Annotated in this window: 19 protein-coding genes; 14 read left to right on the plus strand and 5 right to left on the minus strand. The window is 43.8% G+C overall.

Going from position 1 to position 20,825, the window contains the following annotated elements; translation table 11 throughout:
- Positions 1-9: 9 nt before the first annotated feature.
- From atpA to D6V41_RS06620, 9 genes are all read left to right on the plus strand, one after another.
- Complete coding sequence (gene atpA / locus D6V41_RS06580) at positions 10-1,551, plus strand: F0F1 ATP synthase subunit alpha (protein WP_136250714.1); 1,542 nt, start codon at positions 10-12, stop codon at positions 1,549-1,551.
- A gap of 57 nt (positions 1,552-1,608) precedes the next feature.
- Positions 1,609-2,469, plus strand: a complete 861-nt coding sequence (atpG, locus tag D6V41_RS06585) for a F0F1 ATP synthase subunit gamma (RefSeq protein ID WP_136250715.1) — start codon at positions 1,609-1,611, stop codon at positions 2,467-2,469.
- Positions 2,470-2,501: 32 nt separating this feature from the next.
- Positions 2,502-3,887, plus strand: a complete 1,386-nt coding sequence (gene atpD / locus D6V41_RS06590; protein WP_136250716.1) for a F0F1 ATP synthase subunit beta — start codon at positions 2,502-2,504, stop codon at positions 3,885-3,887.
- A 51-nt stretch (positions 3,888-3,938) separates the two neighbouring features.
- Positions 3,939-4,352, plus strand: coding sequence for a F0F1 ATP synthase subunit epsilon (locus tag D6V41_RS06595; protein ID WP_136250717.1), 414 nt, complete (start codon positions 3,939-3,941; stop codon positions 4,350-4,352).
- A gap of 165 nt (positions 4,353-4,517) precedes the next feature.
- Positions 4,518-4,955: an OsmC family protein gene (locus D6V41_RS06600; RefSeq protein ID WP_136250718.1), complete on the plus strand. Its 438-nt coding sequence runs from the start codon at positions 4,518-4,520 to the stop codon at positions 4,953-4,955.
- A 251-nt stretch (positions 4,956-5,206) separates the two neighbouring features.
- Entirely contained in the window at positions 5,207-7,948 is a 2,742-nt protein-coding gene (gene acnA / locus D6V41_RS06605; protein WP_136250719.1) for an aconitate hydratase AcnA, read from the plus strand.
- 71 nt (positions 7,949-8,019) lie between these two features.
- Positions 8,020-8,937 (plus strand): prenyltransferase, encoded by a 918-nt coding sequence (locus D6V41_RS06610; protein WP_136250720.1) that lies wholly within the window; start codon positions 8,020-8,022, stop codon positions 8,935-8,937.
- Between the two features lie 58 nt (positions 8,938-8,995).
- Positions 8,996-9,247, plus strand: coding sequence for a GFA family protein (locus D6V41_RS06615; RefSeq protein ID WP_206663242.1), 252 nt, complete (start codon positions 8,996-8,998; stop codon positions 9,245-9,247).
- 226 nt (positions 9,248-9,473) lie between these two features.
- A complete protein-coding gene (locus D6V41_RS06620; RefSeq protein ID WP_179952543.1) occupies positions 9,474-9,938 on the plus strand; it encodes a CreA family protein in 465 nt (154 codons plus the stop codon).
- A gap of 95 nt (positions 9,939-10,033) precedes the next feature.
- On the opposite strand, the gene cydB is transcribed toward D6V41_RS06620, so the two are convergent.
- The 3 genes from cydB to D6V41_RS06635 all read right to left on the minus strand — a co-directional run bounded on the left by cydB (position 10,034) and on the right by D6V41_RS06635 (position 13,138).
- A complete protein-coding gene (gene cydB / locus D6V41_RS06625) occupies positions 10,034-11,041 on the minus strand; it encodes a cytochrome d ubiquinol oxidase subunit II (RefSeq protein WP_136250721.1) in 1,008 nt (335 codons plus the stop codon).
- Positions 11,042-11,044: 3 nt separating this feature from the next.
- The gene (locus D6V41_RS06630; RefSeq protein WP_136250722.1) at positions 11,045-12,496 is read right to left on the minus strand and encodes a cytochrome ubiquinol oxidase subunit I; all 1,452 of its coding nucleotides are present in this window, start codon (positions 12,494-12,496) and stop codon (positions 11,045-11,047) included.
- A gap of 69 nt (positions 12,497-12,565) precedes the next feature.
- A complete protein-coding gene (locus D6V41_RS06635) occupies positions 12,566-13,138 on the minus strand; it encodes a GbsR/MarR family transcriptional regulator (RefSeq protein WP_136250723.1) in 573 nt (190 codons plus the stop codon).
- Positions 13,139-13,524: 386 nt separating this feature from the next.
- Between D6V41_RS06635 and D6V41_RS06640 the strand changes: the two genes are divergently transcribed.
- The 5 genes from D6V41_RS06640 to D6V41_RS06660 all read left to right on the plus strand — a co-directional run bounded on the left by D6V41_RS06640 (position 13,525) and on the right by D6V41_RS06660 (position 18,687).
- Positions 13,525-14,403, plus strand: a complete 879-nt coding sequence (locus D6V41_RS06640; protein WP_338324233.1) for an FAD:protein FMN transferase — start codon at positions 13,525-13,527, stop codon at positions 14,401-14,403.
- 329 nt (positions 14,404-14,732) lie between these two features.
- Positions 14,733-15,083 (plus strand): antibiotic biosynthesis monooxygenase family protein, encoded by a 351-nt coding sequence (locus D6V41_RS06645; RefSeq protein WP_136250724.1) that lies wholly within the window; start codon positions 14,733-14,735, stop codon positions 15,081-15,083.
- 74 nt (positions 15,084-15,157) lie between these two features.
- Positions 15,158-16,615 (plus strand): circularly permuted type 2 ATP-grasp protein, encoded by a 1,458-nt coding sequence (locus D6V41_RS06650; RefSeq protein WP_136250725.1) that lies wholly within the window; start codon positions 15,158-15,160, stop codon positions 16,613-16,615.
- The gene (locus tag D6V41_RS06655) at positions 16,612-17,538 is read left to right on the plus strand and encodes an alpha-E domain-containing protein (RefSeq protein ID WP_241664447.1); all 927 of its coding nucleotides are present in this window, start codon (positions 16,612-16,614) and stop codon (positions 17,536-17,538) included. The genes D6V41_RS06650 and D6V41_RS06655 overlap by 4 nt, the downstream gene beginning before the upstream one ends.
- A 33-nt stretch (positions 17,539-17,571) precedes the next feature.
- Complete coding sequence (locus D6V41_RS06660; protein WP_136250726.1) at positions 17,572-18,687, plus strand: zinc-binding metallopeptidase family protein; 1,116 nt, start codon at positions 17,572-17,574, stop codon at positions 18,685-18,687.
- Between the two features lie 24 nt (positions 18,688-18,711).
- Here the strand turns inward: D6V41_RS06660 and D6V41_RS06665 are convergent, their stop codons facing one another.
- Together D6V41_RS06665 and D6V41_RS06670 are read right to left on the minus strand one after the other, a co-directional pair.
- Complete coding sequence (locus D6V41_RS06665; RefSeq protein WP_136250727.1) at positions 18,712-19,446, minus strand: proteasome-type protease; 735 nt, start codon at positions 19,444-19,446, stop codon at positions 18,712-18,714.
- 312 nt (positions 19,447-19,758) lie between these two features.
- Positions 19,759-20,142, minus strand: a complete 384-nt coding sequence (locus D6V41_RS06670; RefSeq protein ID WP_136250728.1) for a DUF3192 domain-containing protein — start codon at positions 20,140-20,142, stop codon at positions 19,759-19,761.
- Positions 20,143-20,825: the final 683 nt, after the last annotated feature.

The following is a 20,825-nucleotide window of genomic DNA, read 5'->3' on the forward strand; positions in this document are numbered from 1 at the left end:
GATATGAGTATGCAACTTAACTCCACAGAAATTGCAGAACTGATCAAAAAACGCATTGATCAGTTTAATGTAGTGAGCGAAGCCAGAAATGAAGGCACGATCGTTGGTGTAACCGACGGGATCATACGCGTTCACGGTCTTGCAGATGTCATGCAAGGCGAAATGATTGAACTACCAGGCGGACGTTACGCCATTGCACTAAACCTTGAACGAGATTCAGTAGGTGCCGTTGTAATGGGTCCGTATATCGACCTTCAAGAAGGTGTAAAAGTAAAATCTACCGGTCGTATTCTTGAAGTACCTGTTGGTCCACAGCTTCTTGGCCGTGTGGTAAATACCCTAGGTGAAGCAATTGACGGTAAAGGCGCCATTGAAGCAGAAGCCTTCGAGCCAGTTGAGAAAATTGCACCGGGCGTAATTGAACGTCAATCGGTCGACCAACCTGTACAAACCGGATATAAGTCAGTCGACTCCATGATCCCTATTGGTCGTGGTCAGCGTGAATTAGTTATCGGCGACCGCCAGACAGGTAAGACGGCGCTAGCGATTGACGCTATCATTAATCAAAAAGGCACAGGCGTAAAATGTGTATATGTAGCAATAGGCCAAAAAGCCTCTACTATTGCTAACGTTGTGCGCAAACTTGAAGAACACGGTGCGATGGCTCACACCATTATCGTCGCGGCTTCAGCATCTGAATCAGCAGCTCTTCAATATCTTGCTCCTTATTCAGGTTGTACCATGGGTGAATACTTCCGTGACCGTGGTGAAGACGCCTTGATTGTATACGATGATTTGTCTAAGCAAGCCGTTGCTTATCGTCAAGTTTCATTGCTACTTCGTCGTCCTCCAGGCCGTGAAGCCTACCCGGGTGACGTGTTCTATCTTCACTCTCGTTTGCTAGAGCGCGCAGCGCGCGTAAATGCAAATTATGTTGAAAAGTACACCAACGGTGAAGTGAAAGGTAAAACCGGTTCATTAACCGCACTACCGATCATTGAAACGCAGGCAGGTGACGTATCAGCTTTCGTACCGACCAATGTAATCTCAATTACCGACGGACAAATCTTTTTGGAAACCGATTTATTCAATGCCGGTATCCGTCCAGCAGTAAACGCAGGTATTTCAGTATCTCGTGTAGGCGGTGCAGCGCAAACCAAAATCATCAAGAAATTAGGTGGTGGTATTCGTCTGGCGCTTGCTCAGTATCGTGAATTGGCCGCTTTCTCTCAGTTTGCATCTGATTTGGACGAAGCGACTCGTGCACAGTTAGAGCACGGTGAGCGCGTAACTGAATTGATGAAGCAAAATCAGTATGCGCCACTTTCCGTTGCAGAAACGGCAGTATCGTTGTTTGCTGCAGAAAAAGGCTATCTAAAAGATATCGAACTTAAAAAGGTATTGGATTTTGAAGCAGCACTGCATTCTTATATGAATTCAGAGCACAAATCGTTAATGGATACCATTAACGAAACCGGTAACTACAACGACGATATCGAAGCTCAATTGAAAGAAGCATTCGACAAATTCAAGGCTACACAGACTTGGTAATGCGAAGCTAAGCAAAAAAGCGAAAGCAATTGAAGTGACGAATCTAAGAGGTTAAACATGGCTAGCGGAAAAGAAATTAAAGGTAAGATTGGGAGTATTAAAAATACTCAAAAGATTACCAGCGCTATGGAAATGGTTGCCGCATCAAAAATGAGAAAAGCTCAAGACCGTATGGCTTCGGGTCGTCCGTATGCTGATAGCATGCTTAAGATCATCAGTCACATCGCCAGCGGTAATTTGGAGTATAAACATCCTTTTTTGGAAGAGCGAGAAGTTAAAAACGTTGCATTTATCGTTGTCTCGACCGACCGAGGTTTATGTGGGGGTTTAAACACCAATGAGTTCAAACTCGTTGCAGAGCAGATCAAACGTTATAAAGAAAACGGCGTAGGTTTGCATTTTGCCGCTTTAGGCTCCAAGGCCGTAGGGTTTTTCTCACGCTTTGGTGGAAAAGTTATGGCAGCTGAATCGGGTTTAGGAGATAAGCCAAGCGTAAGCAGTGTTATCGGTACGGTAAAAACAGTACTTACCGCTTACGAAGAAGGCGAAATTGATAAGGTGTTTTTAGTATTCAATCGTTTTGTGAATACCATGACCCAAGAACCAACGGTGAACCAATTATTGCCCCTGCCAAAATCGGAAGAAACGCTACGCGACTACGGTTGGGATTATATTTATGAGCCAAACGCTGAAGAAATTCTCGAGAAACTATTTACCCGTTATATCGAGACAGTGGTGTACCAGGGCGTTGTAGAAAACGCAGCTTCCGAACAGGCAGCGCGTATGGTGGCGATGAAGGCCGCAACTGACAACGCAGGCAATCTTATTGATGATCTGCAACTGGTATATAACAAGGCACGCCAAGCCGCAATTACACAAGAAATTAGTGAAATTGTTGGTGGTGCGGCAGCGGTTTAGGCAACGAATTTTTAAGTTTAAGAGGACAAATTATGAGTCAAGGTAAGGTCGTCCAAATCATAGGCGCTGTTGTGGACATCGAATATCCACAAGATCAAGTGCCTCGTGTGTATGACGCACTCAAAGTGACCGAAGGTGACTTAGCAGGTCTAACACTAGAAGTACAGCAGCAGCTTGGTGGCGGCGTAGTTCGCACCATCGCGATGGGTACTACTGACGGGTTAAAGCGTAATTTAAGTGTTGAAAACACAGGCGCACCTATTCAGGTTCCTGTAGGCACAGCTACCTTAGGTCGCATCATGGACGTATTAGGTAATCCAATCGATGAGGCGGGCCCTATTGGTGAAGAAGAGCGTATGTCTATTCACCGTGAAGCGCCTAGCTACGAAGACCAGTCAAGCTCGGTTGAACTGCTTGAAACGGGTATTAAAGTTATCGACTTAGTCTGCCCTTTTGCTAAAGGGGGTAAAGTTGGTTTGTTTGGTGGTGCCGGTGTAGGTAAAACCGTAAACATGATGGAGCTTATCCGTAACATCGCTATTGAGCACAGCGGATATTCTGTATTTGCCGGTGTAGGTGAGCGTACCCGTGAAGGAAATGACTTCTATCATGAGATGAACGAATCTAACGTACTTGATAAAGTATCATTAGTATATGGTCAGATGAACGAACCACCGGGTAACCGTTTGCGCGTTGCCTTAACCGGTTTGACCATGGCAGAAAAATTCCGTGATGAAGGACGTGATGTACTGTTTTTCGTAGATAACATCTATCGTTATACCCTTGCGGGAACCGAAGTATCTGCACTATTAGGTCGTATGCCATCAGCAGTAGGTTACCAGCCTACCCTTGCTGAAGAAATGGGTGTACTACAAGAGCGTATTACTTCAACCAAAACCGGTTCAATTACCTCTATTCAAGCGGTATATGTACCAGCGGATGACTTAACTGACCCATCTCCTGCTACTACCTTTGCCCACTTGGATGCAACGGTTGTACTGTCTCGTGATATTGCGTCTTTAGGTATTTATCCTGCGGTTGATCCACTGGATTCTACCTCTCGTCAATTAGATCCTTTAGTAATTGGTCAGGAGCATTATGACACAGCGCGTGGCGTACAGTCGGTACTACAGCGTTATAAAGAGCTAAAAGACATCATTGCAATATTGGGTATGGATGAATTGTCTGATGAAGATAAGTTAGTAGTATCTCGCGCACGTAAAATACAGCGCTTTTTATCACAGCCATTCTTCGTAGCAGAAGTATTTACCGGTTCACCAGGTAAGTATGTTTCGCTGAAAGACACGATTTCAGGCTTTAAAGGCATATTAGAGGGTGAATATGATCACTTACCAGAGCAAGCGTTCTACATGGTAGGTTCGATTGAAGAAGCCGCTGAAAAAGCCAAGAAAAAGTAAGCAATGATATGGGCATAGCCATAAACTATGCCCTCATCGAGGAGACCTAATATGGCAATGACCGTTCACTTGGATGTAGTAAGTGCTGAGGCAGAAATATTTTCTGGCTTGGTTGAGCGCATTCAGGTTACAGGTAGCGAAGGTGAGCTGGGTATTTACCCAGGGCACGCGCCACTTCTCACAGGCATTCAGCCAGGCATGGTACGCGTTGTCAAACAGCATGGCGAAGAAGAGCTGATTTATGTTGCTGGCGGCGTACTTGAAGTACAACCTGGCCATGTATCAGTACTAGCCGATACCGCCGTACGTGCTGAAGACCTTGACGAAGCCGCCGCTGCTGAAGCGAAAAAGCATGCTGAAGAGAAAATGGCCAATGCGGGTGCCGATTTTGATTATGCAGAAGCCGCCATTGAACTGGCCGAAGCGATTGCACAACTTCGTTTAATTAAAAAACTTCGAAAATAAACCCGCTTCACTACATTTGATGCAAGACAAAGCCCGCAAGTGAAAACTCGCGGGTTTTTTATTATCTGATTTTATCTTTTTCGGTTTTGCGCTTGTAATTTGTGTAATAAGTGCCATACCTATTGATGTTCATTCATTATTCAAAACTTCTATAGGAGGTACATCATGGGAATGAAAAGTTCAGCAACAGCAAAGTACAAGGGTCTAGGAAAAGAAGGTAAAGGGTTTGTCAGCACCGAATCAGGTGCCTTTGATAATCAGCCATACGGTTTTAACACACGCTTTGAAGATGAAGCGGGAACCAACCCAGAAGAGCAAATTGCAGCAGCACATGCCTCGTGTTTTGCCATGGCACTGTCTTTTGAGCTGTCTAAAAAAGGCTTGGATGAGGGTGAAATCGATACAAAATCAGTTGTTACTTTAGTAGAAGACGGTGAGGGCTTTAAAGTCGAATCCTCTGCACTGACCTTAAACGCCAAAATTAAAGGCATTGAAGAAAGCGATTTTAAAGAAGTCGCTGAAGGCGCAAAAGCGAATTGCCCTATATCTAAAGTGCTTAACTGTGATATCAGTTTAAATATCGAAAGTTTTAAGCGCATTTAATCAATACTAGAACGCGACATATCACATAATAACAGCCCGAAGTACGCCCCGGGCTTTTTTTGAGTCTTTTTCAAGCAAAAAGCGTATGAATATCAGAGATTTTTGCCTTTAAGTCCAGTTTTGATGTCTTTCAAATGATCAAGAGAAGCAGATTGTTCTATAGTAAAGAGATAGCACTTAACAATCAGTGTAGGGCGTTTTTCAAAACACCTGAAAGTGACAAGCCAAATCGACAAATGTTAGGAGTCAGCATGAGTAACAATAGTTTTCATACCCGCCGCGCATTAAACGTAAACGGTAAAGCTTACGATATATTTGACATTACCCGCTTACCACAAAAAGACGCCGTTACACGTTTACCCTTTTCAATGAAGGTGTTGCTGGAAAACTTATTACGAAACGAAGATAGTCATCATGTGAGTGCTCAAGACATTGAAGCCATTTGTAGATGGGATCCAAAAGCGCGACCCCTAGAGCAAGTTGCCTTTACGCCAGCGCGCGTAGTTTTGCAGGATTTTACCGGTGTGCCCGCCATAGTAGATTTAGCCGCCATGCGAGATGCGGTCGTAAAACTGGGTGGAAAAGCTGAAGCCATTAATCCCTTGGTTCCCGTTGATTTGGTTATTGACCATTCTGTGATGGTTGATTATTTTGGAACCGATGATTCGCTAGCAAAAAATACTGAAATTGAATTTCAGCGTAATGAAGAGCGCTATAAATTTTTAAGATGGGGACAAAAAGCCCTATCTAACTTTCGTGTGGTTCCGCCCGGCACTGGTATTGTCCATCAGGTAAATCTTGAATACTTAGCCCATGTCGTGATGAGCGCTGATGCTCCTAAAAATAGTGAAACCGGCAATTCCCTTTTATATCCAGATACCTTGGTTGGAACAGATTCTCACACAACAATGATTAACGGCCTAGGAGTGCTCGGATGGGGAGTGGGCGGCATAGAAGCAGAAGCGGCCATGCTCGGCCAGCCAATTAGCATGCTTTTACCACAGGTGGTCGGTTTTAAACTAACCGGTAAGCTAAAAGAAGGCGCTACCGCAACCGACCTTGTCCTCACCGTTACGCAAATGTTGCGAGAAAAGGGCGTAGTAGGCAAGTTTGTTGAATTTTACGGAGACGGTTTAAGTAATCTTCCCCTGGCAGACCGTGCCACCATTGCGAACATGGCGCCAGAATATGGCGCAACCTGCGGGATTTTCCCCATCGACCAGGAAACGCTTACCTATATGGCCCTAAGTGGTCGAACCCAGGAACAAATTGATGTAGTTGAATCTTATGCAAAAGCGCAAGGCATGTGGCGCGAGGATGGTGATAAAGAAGCCGACTATTCAGATACCCTTTCACTCGATCTGGGCAATGTTATGCCAAGTATTGCCGGTCCAAAACGACCTCAGGATCGCATTGCATTAAGCGATGCAAAAAGCGCCTTTGTAAAACACATGCAAATTCTCGGCATTGAATTAGAAGATGAAACGGTTTCGCGATTTGCAGATGAAGGTGGCGCAACTGCGGTGGGTAGCAATCAAAGTCCAAGCTCTGTCAAAATTGAAGTAGACGGTCAACAAACGCATTTAAAACACGGTGATGTTGTTATTGCAGCCATCACCTCGTGTACCAATACGTCTAACCCGGCGGTTATGCTGGCAGCAGGATTGGTAGCGAAAAAGGCACGCGAAAAAGGCTTAAAGCCTAAGCCATGGGTAAAAACCTCACTTGCACCCGGCTCGCAGGTGGTTCCTGCTTATTTGGAAGAGGCAGGCTTGCTTGATGACCTCGAGGCCTTGGGCTTTGATGTAGTTGGTTATGGATGTACCACCTGCATAGGCAATTCAGGGCCATTACCGGAGGTGATTAGCGAAGCAATTCAAAAAGGGAAACTCACGGCTTGTTCAGTGCTATCCGGCAACCGAAACTTTGAAGGCCGTATTCATCAGGATGTGCGTGCAAATTACCTTGCTTCACCTCCGCTTGTAGTGGCTTATGCGCTTGCTGGCAGTATGACGATAGATTTGGATAAAGAACCATTAGGTCATGACGCTGATAACAATCCGGTTTATTTAAAAGACGTTTGGCCAAGCCAAAAAGAAATCAGTGATTTAGTAGCATCATCTTTGTCGGCCAGTATGTATCAAAGCCGCTATCAGGATGTGTTTGAAGGCACTGAGCAGTGGCGGGCACTTCCTGTTCCAGAAGGTCAGACTTATAGCTGGCCCGATTCTACTTACGTTAAAAACCCGCCGTTTTTTGACGGGATGTCAAATGAAGTAGATGCATTTTTACATGTGCAAAATGCACGTTGTCTCATTAAAGTGGGCGACTCTATCACCACCGATCATATATCTCCCGCTGGCGCCATTCAGGCAGATAGCCCAGTAGGTGAGTATTTGCAAAAAGAAGGGGTTTCCCCCAAAGATTTTAATAGTTTGGGATCGCGTCGAGGCAATCATGAAGTCATGATGCGAGGTACTTTTGCCAATGTGCGCTTACGCAACGAGCTTGCGCCCGGAACAGAAGGCGGATTTACTAAATATTTCCCTGATGATGAGATCACAAGTGTTTACGATGCAGCGATGAAGTACAAAGCAGCTAAAACACCGCTTATTGTGCTTGCTGGCAAAGAGTATGGTACAGGCAGCTCTAGAGATTGGGCTGCAAAAGGGACTAAACTTTTAGGTATTGAAGTGGTAATTGCTCAAAGTTATGAACGTATTCATCGTTCTAATTTAGTGGGGTTTGGTGTATTGCCTTTAGAGTTTATGCCAGAAGAAAATGCCGACACTTACAAACTTACCGGAGAAGAAAGCTTTAGTTTTGGAAGCTTAGAAGGACGACCAAATAACCTGACGGTCACCGCCGAGCGACCTGATGGCGAAAAATTCGAGTTTGAAGTTAAAGTGCGCATTGATACCAGCAGTGAGTGGGAATATTACCAACACGGTGGTATCTTACATTATGTACTAAGAGGACTCGCTGCCGCTTAATTTGTGTCATTAAGATGCATAAGGCCTTTATATCAAAAGGCTATAAACTGTTAAATGTGAGATGACAAACGGTGTCATTATATGTTTCAACTATATGGGAAAGCGCCAGACCTAAGTTTTTAGTGCTGGCGCCAATTTGTGTGGGCGTGTCGCTTGCTTATGCAAGTGCGCAAAACATCGCCCTTTCACACACTCTCGCCATCTTATGCATCTTGCTTGCGCTCTGCGCTCACATCAGTGTAAATTTATTGAACGAATATCAGGACGCTAAAAGCGGACTGGATGATAGTACCGTTCGCACGCCCTTCAGTGGCGGTAGTGGAGCACTACAAAAAAATCCTCAAGCGCTTGATCAAGTTAAAACAGCCGGTCTGCTTTTTATCGTAGTATCAGTCTTGCTCGGGATAAGCATTGTCATGCTCGTGGGCTCTGACACTTCGCGGATTGGGCTTATCATTTTAGGTTTGGTAGGCGTAATGATAGTGGGTACTTACACGCCTTATATAAATCAGAGTGCTTTGCTTTGCTTGTGCGCGCCTGGGGCCGGGTTTGGCTTTATAATGGTGGTGGGCAGTTATATTGCGCTGACCGAAACTATCTCATTGAACATCATACTATTGAGTTTAGCTTTGTGCTGCCTGGTGAATAATCTTCTCCTTCTTAACCAGTTTCCTGATGCGAAAGCAGATGCCCGTGCTGGCAGACGCCATTTGGTTGTACAGCTAGGCTTCAAAACCTCAGCCTTTATTTATTTTCTCAATATTATTTTGAGTTTTATTATCATCGCCTGGCTCATTTACGCCAAGGTACTGTCCATGGCGGCCTTGTTTTTGTTTATTGGTTTACCCCTGGGATTATTAGTTGCGTTTCGGGCGATGCACTTTCACGATGACAAGTTGAGCACTTTTATCCCCTTTATGGCGATGAATGTACTGTTATGCTTGCTAGTGCCCGCAGGTATTATCGTTGATTTGATATTAAGCGCGTAGTTTTTTAAAAAGTGCTCAATAAGTAAAGCATGAAGAGCATTGGAAACATGGAGAAGGCATGAAATATCAAGGTAGTTGTCACTGTGGTGCAGTGCGTTTTGAAGTAGAATCACCAGACGATCCTGAAATAGAAAACTGCAATTGTTCAATTTGCAGCAAATCCGGCTACCTGCATCTAATAGTACCTAAGCGGGATTTTACACTTCTCTGTGGAGAGGAAGACCTTATAACCTATCGTTTTAATTCCAATATTGCACAGCACTATTTTTGCCGCACATGTGGCATTAAGCCTTTTTATATTCCTCGCTAAAACCCCGATGGAGTCGATGTTAATCTCAATTGCCTGGACGATAAGCCGCCAAATTATCGGGTGGTCGATTTTGATGGGCAGAACTGGGAAGCCAATGCGCACACCTTGTCGCATAAATCAAAATAACAGGCACTTTTGATGGTGAAAGAGCACTATCATAAGTAGCGAAGAAGAGCACATTACCGTAAGCTGGTTAATATAAAGTGATTTCAGTATCGAGAACAATATGAAAATTAAGTGTTTGAAAGTCCTTGTGTTGATTAGCCTGAGTTTTACGATGTTAGCTTGCAGCGATAGCGAGGTAGGCGACGTTTCTTTAGGTATTTTTACAACCAAAGACATTAAAATTGATGCCCTTCAAGATCCGATAGTGACGGGTGTCACCTGTCATATTTCAAGTATTGAAGCGAATCTTGATTTATCCGACCCCTCAGACAGTTCTATTGCGTGTCGACAAACTGGGCCCATAACCGCGCAAATGATAAAAGCAATTGATAAATCCCCCTCTGGCGATGTGGTGTTTAAAAAGTCCAAAAGTATCTTTTTTAAAAATATGAAAGTGAGACGTATATACGACCCAAAATCCCAGAGCTTAATGTACGTGTCGTACTCTACAAAAGAAACATCTGGAAGTTTCAAACACAGCCTGTCAACCGTGCCGCTTTGGGGCACATCAGCCTATTCTGAATAATTTATTCGTACGAAAAGCAAGCGATAGCATTAGCTATCGCCTGTAACCGAGCTGAGGCTGATAAAAAGCGCATCTATTATTTTTATCATTTCAAGTTAATAGTAGCGCAGTCCATCAGCCTTTCCTCTAAAGGCATAGTAGGCGAACCCCGTATATAAAATGATGATAGGCACGACGATAATAGTACCGGCAAAAATAATCGATAGGGACTCAGGTGCGCTGGCAGCCTCATACAGCGTGAGCGAATTTGGCACCACATAAGGATAAAAGCTTAACGCTAAGCCTAAAAAGCAGCCAATGAAAATGGCGATGGTAATAGCGAAGGGCAACCATTCTTTATCGCTGGCGCCGTTGTCCACCATTTTTAAGGCTCGGTATCCCGCTAAAAACAGCGTGAAGCACATTAAAGGGATCGCGGCATAAAAATAGGCAAATGGCGGTGTGGTCCAAACCTGATAGACATTTGCGTTAACCAATGGGTTAATCAAACATACCGCTAAAATACCGGCAAATGTAAGAACGCCTGCTCGTTTTGCAATATAAATTGCCCGCTTTTGAATGTCGCCGCTTGTTTTCAATATTAGCCACGCATTTCCGATAAGCGCATAAGCTGCGCTTACGCACAGGGCACTGAAAACCCCAAAAATTATGCTAGCGGTAGTGTATTCTAATCCCATTATGTACACCCCCAACATAAATCCTTGAGAAAGGGTTGCTATGTACGAGCCAGTCATAAAGGTTATATCCCACAATCGCTTTTTTTCGGGATGTACTTTTGCTCTGAAATCAAAGGCAACACCACGAAGGATTAATCCAAGCAACAGAATAGTGGCAGGCAGGTAAAACGCTTCAAGAATGGCGCTATGCGCTTTGGGAAAGGCCACTAACAATAGCCCAACGCCTAATACTAGCCAGGTCTCATTGGCGTCCCAGAATGGACCGATGGATGCAATAGCCGTATCGCGCCAGGCCTCGTTTTTCATAGGTAGCGTAATACCTACGCCTAAATCATATCCATCGAGTACGGCATAGAGCATGATCGCCAAAGCCGTTAAGCCAGCGAAAATAGTAGCCAGTGTATCTGGGTTTGCAAATTCAAACATCTTCTATGCTCCCGCGTTCTGTGGTTCGTGCGTACCATGTTTATTTGGATGATGTCCGGCGCGTTTGTCTTCTCGACTTTTTGCACTTTGCGCAGCGTCTTTTACCTGATTGCGACCCTGCTCTCCCAATCCGGGTACGGCCAAATCGTATTCTTCCTCTTTAACCGCTCGATTTGCTAATACAAACAAGGTGCGTATATAGGCAATCAGTAACACAACATATAAACTTAAATAGGCTAGCAAGGTAAACATCACGTTTGAACCTGCTATAGGTGTTACCGCATCGGCGGTTTTCAATACGCCGCTAACCAGATAGGGCTGACGACCAATCTCTGTGACATACCAGCCAGCAAGCGTGGCAATCCAGCCTGAAAATGTCATACCAATGAGCACCATCAACTGCAATTTGCTCAAGCGCTTCCTGCGCTTTAAGCTAAAGCTCGTCCACCAGGCAACAGCAATCATAAGCAAGCCCATTCCCACCATAATTCTAAAACCAAAAAATACGGGTTTTACAGGCGGATGCTCGCCTTCAAATTCATTCAGCCCTTTTAATTCACCGTTTATGTCGTGCTTTAATATGAGGCTGGCCAAGTTGGGCACTTCAAGTGAAAAACGATTTGTTTTCGTGTCTTCGTCTGGAATACCAAAGAGCACCAGCGGCGCACCTTTTTCTGTTTCCCACAAACCTTCCATCGCGGCCACTTTTTGCGGCTGATACTCTAAGGTATTTAAACCGTGTAAATCGCCTATAAAGGCTTGAGTTGGTGCAAGTAAAGCCGCTGTGAAAAGCGCTGTTTTAAGCGTTAATCGCGGGGCTTTTTTGTCATCACCACGGTAAATTCGATAGGCAGATATGCCTGCCACTAAAAAACACACCGTCAGCGCAGATGCCATCAGCATATGGGTAAATCGATAAGGAAAGGAGGGGTTGAAAATAATGGCGAACCAATCAGTGGCATGGGCTACCCCCTCGCGCATTTCAAAGCCTTGGGGCGTTTGCATCCAGGAATTAAGCACCAATATCCAAAATGCCGACATTGTCGTGCCGAAGGCAACCAAAAAGGTCGCACCGGTATGCGCCCAGCCAGGTACTTTACGAAAGCCAAATAGCATAATGCCGAGCATAGTGGCTTCCAGAAAAAAGGCGGTGAGCACTTCATATGCCAGTAAAGGACCGGCAATATTTCCTACCGTTTCCATAAAGCCAGGCCAGTTTGTACCAAACTGGAACGACATTGTGATCCCACTGACCACGCCCAAGGCAAAACTGAGCGCAAACACCTTGACCCAAAAGCGGTACGCTCTCATCCACACGGGATGCTTCGATAAGTCGTATCGCACTTTAAAATAAAAGAGTAACCACCCAAGAGCGATGGTTATTGTGGGAAACAGTATGTGAAAACTGATATTTGCCGCAAATTGAATGCGTGAAAGTATGAGTACGTCAAACATGCGCGCCTCTATTAATCAAAAAAAATAAAATATAAAAACAAAAACCCCGTTAGTAGTGCACTTCATTCTTTATGTCTTATCAGGCAAATCCTGTACCGTCTTACCTGGCATTAATCTATCTTTAAACTCCAAGACCTTGCCTACTCCAGAGCCAAGTTTCATTAGAGTATTAAGTTTTTCAGGTGATAGCTGCTGTAGGCTTTGCGTCCATTCGGTAATGTTTTCAAGCAGGTCGTGAATTTCTGCAATACGACCTTGGGCATAGCGCTCATCATCGTTCGCCGCTTCATCCATCATAATGTCACGTAGCAAACTTAAAGTTGGGTCCATCTCGCGTTTTCGTCGCTCTTCAAAGACCTTGTTTGCCATATCCCATATACTTCCGCGCGTATGGTAATAATCTTTTCTATCACCTTGCTTGTGAAGTGTATGCACCAGCTGCCAGGCGTTAAGCTCCTTAAGGCCCATACTGACATTACCTCTAGAAATTCCCAGTGCCTCACCAATGTCGTTTGCTGTAAGCGGCGCTTTGCTTAGTACCAGCAAAGCATATATCTGCCCGACCGTTCGGTTAAATCCCCAGCGGCTCCCCATTTCTCCGAAATGAAATACAAAAGACTCAATCATTGGCGTAAGTTGCATAAGCTTCACTACTTTCTAAAGTTTCAATAATTTTTGAAAGTATAGAGATTCTTTGATCTAAATCAATATAAAGCGTCAGAAAATCACTCTAAATCGTAGTTTCAGCGGCAATCTTTGTTGACGATCTTTAAGTAGATTACTTATAAAGAGCACCAATCTATTGTAGTGAGAACCTTGTTTCGCGCTGCGCTTTTAAACATTGCGCTTGAACCTTCATTAACAATGTTGTTCTATAAGGCATATTTCTAAGAGTGATTTAGATGTTCAGACCAAGCAGATATTTTTATTTCCACATGCACAAGGCCAGTAAACTGATCTCAATATTTGCTTTGTTGGTCTTTGCTTCGGCAAGCCATGCGAGTTGGGGTACAAGAAGCGAAAGTATTATGGGCACGAACATCTACGCTGAGGTCTACCACGAAGATGCCACTATCCGTGAAAAAGCGCTACAGACGGTAATGGACGATATGGAAAGCGTTAACCAGCTAATGAGCCCCTACATTGCGTCAAGTGAGCTTTCTACGTTAAACCGAGAGGCTCATAAAAAGCCGATTGTTGTGTCAAAGGAGCTCTTTGATTTACTGGTTCTAAGTGTTGAGCTTTCAGAATTAAGCAAAGGCGCTTTTGATATAACGTTTGCAAGCGTGGGTTACTTGTATAACTATCGAGAAGCGCAGCGACCCAGTCAAGCGCGCATAAATGAGCTTTTAGAAGCCATCAACTACAAACTGATTGTATTAAACCCAGACGATACGAGCGTGTATTTTGCGCATCCCGATGTAAAAATAGATCTCGGTGGCATTGCCAAAGGATATGCGGTCGATAAAGCCGTTGCATCTTTAAAAGCGCTAGGAATAGAGCATGCACTTGTTACCGCTGGTGGCGATACCCGCTTGCTTGGCGATAAACGGGGGAAACCATGGATAGTCGGTATTCGGGACCCGCGTAATGCGGATAAACAGGCAGTTGTTATCCCGCTTGAAGATACTGCAATGTCGACCTCCGGCGATTATGAGCGTTATTTTGAACAGGACGGTCAGCGCTATCACCATATTTTATCTCCTAAAACCGGCACATCAAGCTATGAAGTGCAGTCTGTATCGATTATTGGCCCTGAATCGGTCTACAACGACGCCTTATCTACTGCCGTATTTGTAATGGGGCTGGAACAAGGTTTGGGCTTAATTAATTCACTCCCCGCTTTTGATGCTATTGTGATGGACAATAACCGGCGCATGCATTATTCAAAAGGTTTAATGCAGTGAGGTGAACAAAATTGAGTATCCCTTCATTACTTATGAGGCTGAATATACCGAAAGCGCTTTTAATATCATTCATTGCCTCCTGTTTTAAACAGAGGCAATGACATTCAGTGATACAACTTTACACAGTTGTGTAAAAAGGGCGAACTGTCATCACAACTAGTAAAAGCACCTTATTAAAATTATCAGTAATTTCAAATACTTAAGGTTTCCTCTTACTCGGCACGATACCTGCAAACTGGCTTTAATACGCTGTAGTAAGTTGCAAACAGCCTTTATTTATCTAGTACGCATGTTTATCAATATGCTGTAGTTACAATTAAGGAGCTATCATGGTTCGCATCCGCGATAATTATTATATTCAAATTGTAAGATTTCACTGTGTAGACGGAGACGCACAAGCGCTTGCCGATAAGATTGCACGTCATATCGATGATTGGATCAGCGATTGTGATGGCTTTGTCAGCGCCAATTTGCACGTCAGTATTGATGGCAAAGACCTAATCAATTACGCTCAGTGGCGAGACAAGGAAAGTTTTTTTGCATACAAGGAACACGATAACCACACCCAATTACGCAAGGATATCGATGAAATCTCACCCTCAAGAGCGGATTCAGACGCCTTCGAATTAGTCGCACAAAAAAGCATAGAAGACGAATTTTGGTCTAAGTCGCGCATTTAACGCAAAAAGTATATTTTCTGTACGATAGCCCACTAGCAGTGCTATCTTAGTAAATGCGTCGATAAGGAGAGATTATGGCCATTCGTTGGGGAAGCTACAAAGTCAAAAATTTGCATGATGAACTAATACGCGCAGCCGGTAAACCGCGAGATTACGCAAGTGACTTATGTGAATATCTAAGAGATTTATCAGACAAGGATATAAATGAGCTAAAGGCCGCGGCAGATTCCGCAATTCATGTCATGGGCATAACCTTTAGGGTTTATAGCGAAGAAGAAGGCTCAATAGACAGAGCCTGGCCCTTTGACATTATTCCTCGACTCATTGATAAAAAAGAATGGGATGAGATAGAAAGCGGCTTGAAGCAAAGAGTTAAGGCGCTCAATATGTTTATCGACGACTTGTATAATGATCAAAATATTGTCAAAGACGGCATCTTCCCCGCCAGCCTGCTGAAAAAATCCAAAAACTTTTTACCACAATGCAAAGGCTTTAGTCCACCGCATGGCGTATGGGCACATATATGCGGCTCTGATCTGGTACGCGATAACAAAGGCACGGTGTACGTGTTGGAAGATAATCTCCGCGTTCCATCCGGCGTATCCTACATGCTGGAAAATCGACACGTTATGAAACGCGTTTTTCCAGAAATGTTTGCCAAATATAATATATTGCCAGTGGACGATTATCCTTCCCAGTTATACGACATGCTTGCTGAAATGTCGCCTCGTAAAATTGAAGAGCCCGAAATCGTGGTACTTACTCCCGGAATATATAATTCCGCTTATTTTGAGCACGCTTATTTGGCTCAGCAGATGGGCGCAGAGTTAGTAATTGGCTCAGATTTAGTAGTTGACGAAGATGACTGCGTTTACATGCGAACCATCAACGGGCTATCTCGTGTGGATGTTATTTATCGTCGCATTGATGACTGGTTTATTGATCCTGAAGTGTTTCATCCAGATTCGGTACTGGGTGTGCCAGGTATTATCCGCGCCTGGAAGGCGGGCAATGTCGCTTTGGCAAATGCACCAGGCTCAGGAGTTGCAGATGATAAGGTGGTTTATGCCTACGTTCCACAAATTATAGAGTACTATTTAGGTGAAAAGGCGATATTGGCAAATGTACCTACCTACAAATGCAATAATAAGCAAGAACGCGAATATGTGCTGGAAAATATTCATGAAATGGTAGTTAAACCGGCTAACGAGTCGGGTGGATACGGCATGCTAATCGGCCCGCACGCAAGCGAAGCTGAACACGAAAAGTTTCGGAAATTAATAAAGGCAGATCCTCGTAATTATGTAGCGCAACCAATGTTGATCCTATCCACCGCCCCCACCATGGTTGGGACAAAAGCGGAGCCCAGACACCTTGACTTGCGACCCTTTATTTTAAGTGGCAAAGACGTCAACGTTACAATGGGTGGTTTGACAAGAGTTGCGCTGGAAAAAGGTTCAACAGTTGTCAACTCCTCTCAAGGCGGTGGAAGCAAAGATACCTGGATAGTCGACATGGAGGATGAGGAATGAGTATGTTATCACGCGTCGCAAATAACATTTACTGGATGGCACGTTACGTAGAACGCGCTGAAAACACTGCTCGTTTAATCAACGTAAATTCACACCTTTTATTGGACTTACCCACGCGCGTCAAACTGGGTTGGGAGCCCATCGTCGATATCTTATCTTTTCGTTCCATTTTTTATGAGCACTATGAAAAAGCAGATGAAAAAAGCGTTATACGATTTATGCTCTTGGACAGAAATAATCCCGGCTCAATCTTAAATTCTCTTGCTTTTGCCCGGGAAAATGCCCGCACAGTCAAAGAAATTATCCCGCAAGAGGCTTGGGAGCAAATTAATAGCGTCTATTTGTTTGTCAATGAGAACAAAGCGGATGCGTTTTCGAGACGTTCGCGCTATGACTTTTTAAGAACTATCATCAGAGCGAATCAGGCAATTACGGGCTTATTGGCCGGTACAATGACGCACGACGATGGTTATAGCTTTCTACGCATCGGCCGCAATCTGGAGCGTGCAGATATGTCAACGCGAATTATAGATGTTCGCTCTGCTTCCTTACTACCGGATATTGATGAAGATTCTCAAGCCTTTAGTAACATTCAATGGATGAGCGTGTTAAAGTCGATGACTGCCTATCAAATGTATCGACGGCAAGTGCGTGTGCGGATCAATCGAGAGGATGTGCTAAGCTTTTTGATGCAAGAAGCACGTTTTCCCCGCTCACTATTGCATACGCTTGAGCAGGTCGATTTTTCTTTAGCCCAATTACCAAATAGCAAAGAAGTGATTAACAAAACAAGACAGGTGCGTAACTATTTACTTAATGCGAATCCTGCCAAGCTCAAACAGAATAAGCTTCATGAATTTATAGATGACATTCAAGTGGGTCTAATTGAAATCGATTCACGTTTGCACGAGGCTTATTTTTAATTCATTTGAACAACCGATTTATAAGGAGTTTCATTGAAAACCTTTACTTGCTCTTGTGGCAACACGCTGCATTTTCCAAACACTCAATGTGTAAAGTGTGGCGCGTCGGTAGGGTTTTTACCAGATAAACTCGTTGTTGCCGATATCCAGCCCAGTCACGATAATACATATACAAGCGTGCAAAGTGAGCATAGCTACCGCAAGTGCCGCAATTATGCCATTGAAGATGTGTGCAACTGGATGGTGCGCTCCGACGATGACAATCCACTTTGCACCTCGTGCCGCTTAACCCACACCATACCCAATTTAGATAAAGCAGAAAATCGCAAGTTGTGGTTTTACATGGAAGAAGCAAAGCGTCGCTTGCTCTATTCGCTTTTAAAACTTGACTTGCCGATTGTCAGTAAATGGGAAGATCCTAAAAAAGGCCTGGGTTTTGCGTTTTTAGAAGATGTAACAGAAGATGAATTCGGCAATGAATTAACCTTAAAAGAATATGTGTCTACCGGTCATAGTGGCGGGCTTATCACAATCAATCTAAAAGAAGCGGATCCCAGCAATCGCATAAAAATACGCGAGCAAATGCAAGAGCAGTATCGAACCTTGTTAGGGCATTTCAGACATGAATCAGGACATTACTTCTGGGACCAGCTAGTAAAAGACAGCGACCAGCTTGATGAATTTCGCGCTCTGTTTGGCGATGAGAGAATTGACTACCAACATGCAATGCAGTCTTATTATGCCAACGGGCCCAATCCAAATTGGCAGAATGTGTGGATAAGCGCCTATGCCAGCATGCATCCATGGGAAGACTGGGCAGAAACATGGGCGCATTATCTGCATATGGTGGATACCCTGCAAACCGCTAATCATTTTTCTTTCAGTATAGGCGGCGCAGCGCTTTCCGATCCACTGCATGAGCATCCACATGATGATGCGCTAATAACGGAGCGAAACTTTACGCGCTTATTTAACGACTGGTGCAAGTTAACGTCGTCGCTCAATGCGCTTAATCGCAGCATGGGATTAGACGACGCTTACCCGTTTATTATTTCAATCAGCGCATTAAACAAGCTGCGTTTTGTGCACAACATTATCGAGCAATCGGCTCAGAGCAAGGTACTGGAAAAAGGTACTGAAAATAGCTGACAAGGGCCGAGTCAGCGAAACGCCCTACTTTTCCCAATCAAATCGTGGTAAGCGCTTAAACGCCCGCTTCAAGCCTTCATTCCACTGTTTTTGCAAAGATTTATACATGGTCGAATTAGGTGTAAAGGTGTTTTGATACGGCGTATCAAGGGCATTATTTGTGTAGATCGCCAGTTCAATAGGCGGCCCCACCGAGATATTGGAGCGAATTGTTGAGTCTAAAGATACCAGTGCACAGCGTGCTGCATCTTCAAGACTAGTGGCAGGCGAAACGATCCTGTCCAAAATGGGTTTGCCGTACTTATTTTCCCCAATTTGCAGATAGGGTGTTTCGGTCGATGCCTTAATATAATTTCCTTGGGCATACACATGAAAAATCCCGCACGGGTGCTGCCCTATCTGACCGCCCACAATAAAACTTGACTCAGCACTCATGTTACTGCGCTTCATGGCTGCTTCGTGCTTGGCCTGCTGAGCTTGACTGAGCTCTCCTACATAGTCCGCAATTTCGTAAAGATAGTTCGCTTTTTTTAAATTAAATTTTGCTTCGCTATCATTTAAATCAGATTCGATGCGGTTTATTACCGCTTGCGAAGTCGCCAAACTCCCTGCGGTTAAAATAAACACACAGCGATCTTTCGGAAATACAAAAGAATGCATTTTGCTATGGGCAGCAACGTAATCCACTCCCGCATTGGTGCGAGAGTCAGAGGCAAATACAATGCCTTTATTCACTTGAATGGCTAAACAATAAGTCACAAATTATCCTCAAGCTCCAGGGTTGTTATCGTAAAACGGCACCCTGTTAGCACTTTTTTTTAAATTTAAAAACGGAGATTGGGTAGACGCGCAGTGTAGCAATTTACGATAAAAAACCAAGTAAGCGTTAAGGTGAGAAAGAAAATATTTTTGCAGGTTTCATGTGGAACAACTTCAATAATGCTTTTTATTTAACAAGCAGTAGTCAAAGCCAGCATAAATCCACTCCCACTACCCAAATTAGACCGCTCAAGCAATTTAGGAGCTTAAGCGGCTTTTATATTAGTTAATTCTTCAAAGAATGAGGCGTGTTCAATTAACGACTGAAGCCAAATACTCATGTCCCCAACCAATAAGCGTCTGATTTTCAAATACCAGTGGCGTGCATTCGTCTTTGGTTGTCAAACCGTCTTCATGCGCGCGCTGCGTTCGATAATAGAGGACCTGAAGCGGAACATCAGAATTAGGCAAAATTTCATTAAAATCGGCAGTACCCATATTATCGGTGACGTGAAGCAGCGAGTCTCCAATTTTAAGCGTCTGAATGCCTTTACGATTAGTTAATTGCCGCTCTTCCCAATCTTGACCGTCTACACCTACCACGTCTTCAACAACCTTGGTATAAAGAAATTCAGCGCCTTTAAATCCAACTAATAAACACAACACAACAAGTGCTGTTACCATATTTCTAGACATAGTAAGCTTCCTTTTGAAACGTCTATTTTATCCGACTTTACGCTTTGCTATTGCACATGTTTACTATAACAAAGTATTTAAAATCTACATCTTTCGCAAGTTTGCTTCTCTTGAACGCAGTCAGCAAAAGGCAGTATGTAAAAGGCAATAAGCAAAAAAAATTCCAATTTTTAAGTTGTTGAAAAACATAGAATAAAGTATTTCCATCCTTTATTAAATCGTGCTCAAGCCAAATTAATGGTCAATATGACCAACAAACTTGGCTATTTGCATTCTGAGGTTGGATTCGATGTTTCACTGAGTTTTAACGAAAAATCGCGTCATTGCAACGAAAGTTGCAAGCTCCAATACGCATTGGCAAACGCACCACAAGCTTCAGTGAAATACACAAGATCTCGTTTTTGCTCCATAAGTTAACTAAGGAGGTACCGTGTCGCAGCACGGCATGACGATTCTTCGTAGTTTAGTTCATTTTGTCCGCTTATTGTCTTTAGGCGCCAGTCAACATGGCCTGTAGAGCGGCAAAATACAAATTGCTGCCGCTCGACTTAACTAAAATTTTAAGGTTCTCTGCGCAAAGCTTAAATCACATTAGATTTATATAAAAACCAGAAACATTCCCAATCCATCTTTACTAAAAAATACTTGAGTCAATATACATCTTACGATAAGTTTGTAAGTAA

The sequence above is a fragment of the Ningiella ruwaisensis genome (genome assembly GCF_004798935.1).
Classification (GTDB): Bacteria; Pseudomonadota; Gammaproteobacteria; order Enterobacterales; family Alteromonadaceae; genus Glaciecola; species Glaciecola ruwaisensis.

Bases quoted from the DNA above. Each gene is read 5' to 3' on its own strand.
- atpA (WP_136250714.1), top strand. From the start codon at position 10: ATGCAACTTAACTCCACAGAAATTGCAGAACTGATCAAAAAACGCATT.
- atpG (WP_136250715.1), top strand. From the start codon at position 1,609: ATGGCTAGCGGAAAAGAAATTAAAGGTAAGATTGGGAGTATTAAAAAT.
- atpD (WP_136250716.1), top strand. From the start codon at position 2,502: ATGAGTCAAGGTAAGGTCGTCCAAATCATAGGCGCTGTTGTGGACATC.
- D6V41_RS06595 (WP_136250717.1), top strand. From the start codon at position 3,939: ATGGCAATGACCGTTCACTTGGATGTAGTAAGTGCTGAGGCAGAAATA.
- D6V41_RS06600 (WP_136250718.1), top strand. From the start codon at position 4,518: ATGGGAATGAAAAGTTCAGCAACAGCAAAGTACAAGGGTCTAGGAAAA.
- acnA (WP_136250719.1), top strand. From the start codon at position 5,207: ATGAGTAACAATAGTTTTCATACCCGCCGCGCATTAAACGTAAACGGT.
- D6V41_RS06615 (WP_206663242.1), top strand. From the start codon at position 8,996: ATGAAATATCAAGGTAGTTGTCACTGTGGTGCAGTGCGTTTTGAAGTA.
- D6V41_RS06620 (WP_179952543.1), top strand. From the start codon at position 9,474: ATGAAAATTAAGTGTTTGAAAGTCCTTGTGTTGATTAGCCTGAGTTTT.
- cydB (WP_136250721.1), bottom strand. From the start codon at position 11,041: ATGTTTGAATTTGCAAACCCAGATACACTGGCTACTATTTTCGCTGGC.
- D6V41_RS06630 (WP_136250722.1), bottom strand. From the start codon at position 12,496: ATGTTTGACGTACTCATACTTTCACGCATTCAATTTGCGGCAAATATC.
- D6V41_RS06635 (WP_136250723.1), bottom strand. From the start codon at position 13,138: ATGCAACTTACGCCAATGATTGAGTCTTTTGTATTTCATTTCGGAGAA.
- D6V41_RS06640 (WP_338324233.1), top strand. From the start codon at position 13,525: ATGGGCACGAACATCTACGCTGAGGTCTACCACGAAGATGCCACTATC.
- D6V41_RS06645 (WP_136250724.1), top strand. From the start codon at position 14,733: ATGGTTCGCATCCGCGATAATTATTATATTCAAATTGTAAGATTTCAC.
- D6V41_RS06650 (WP_136250725.1), top strand. From the start codon at position 15,158: ATGGCCATTCGTTGGGGAAGCTACAAAGTCAAAAATTTGCATGATGAA.
- D6V41_RS06655 (WP_241664447.1), top strand. From the start codon at position 16,612: ATGAGTATGTTATCACGCGTCGCAAATAACATTTACTGGATGGCACGT.
- D6V41_RS06670 (WP_136250728.1), bottom strand. From the start codon at position 20,142: ATGTCTAGAAATATGGTAACAGCACTTGTTGTGTTGTGTTTATTAGTT.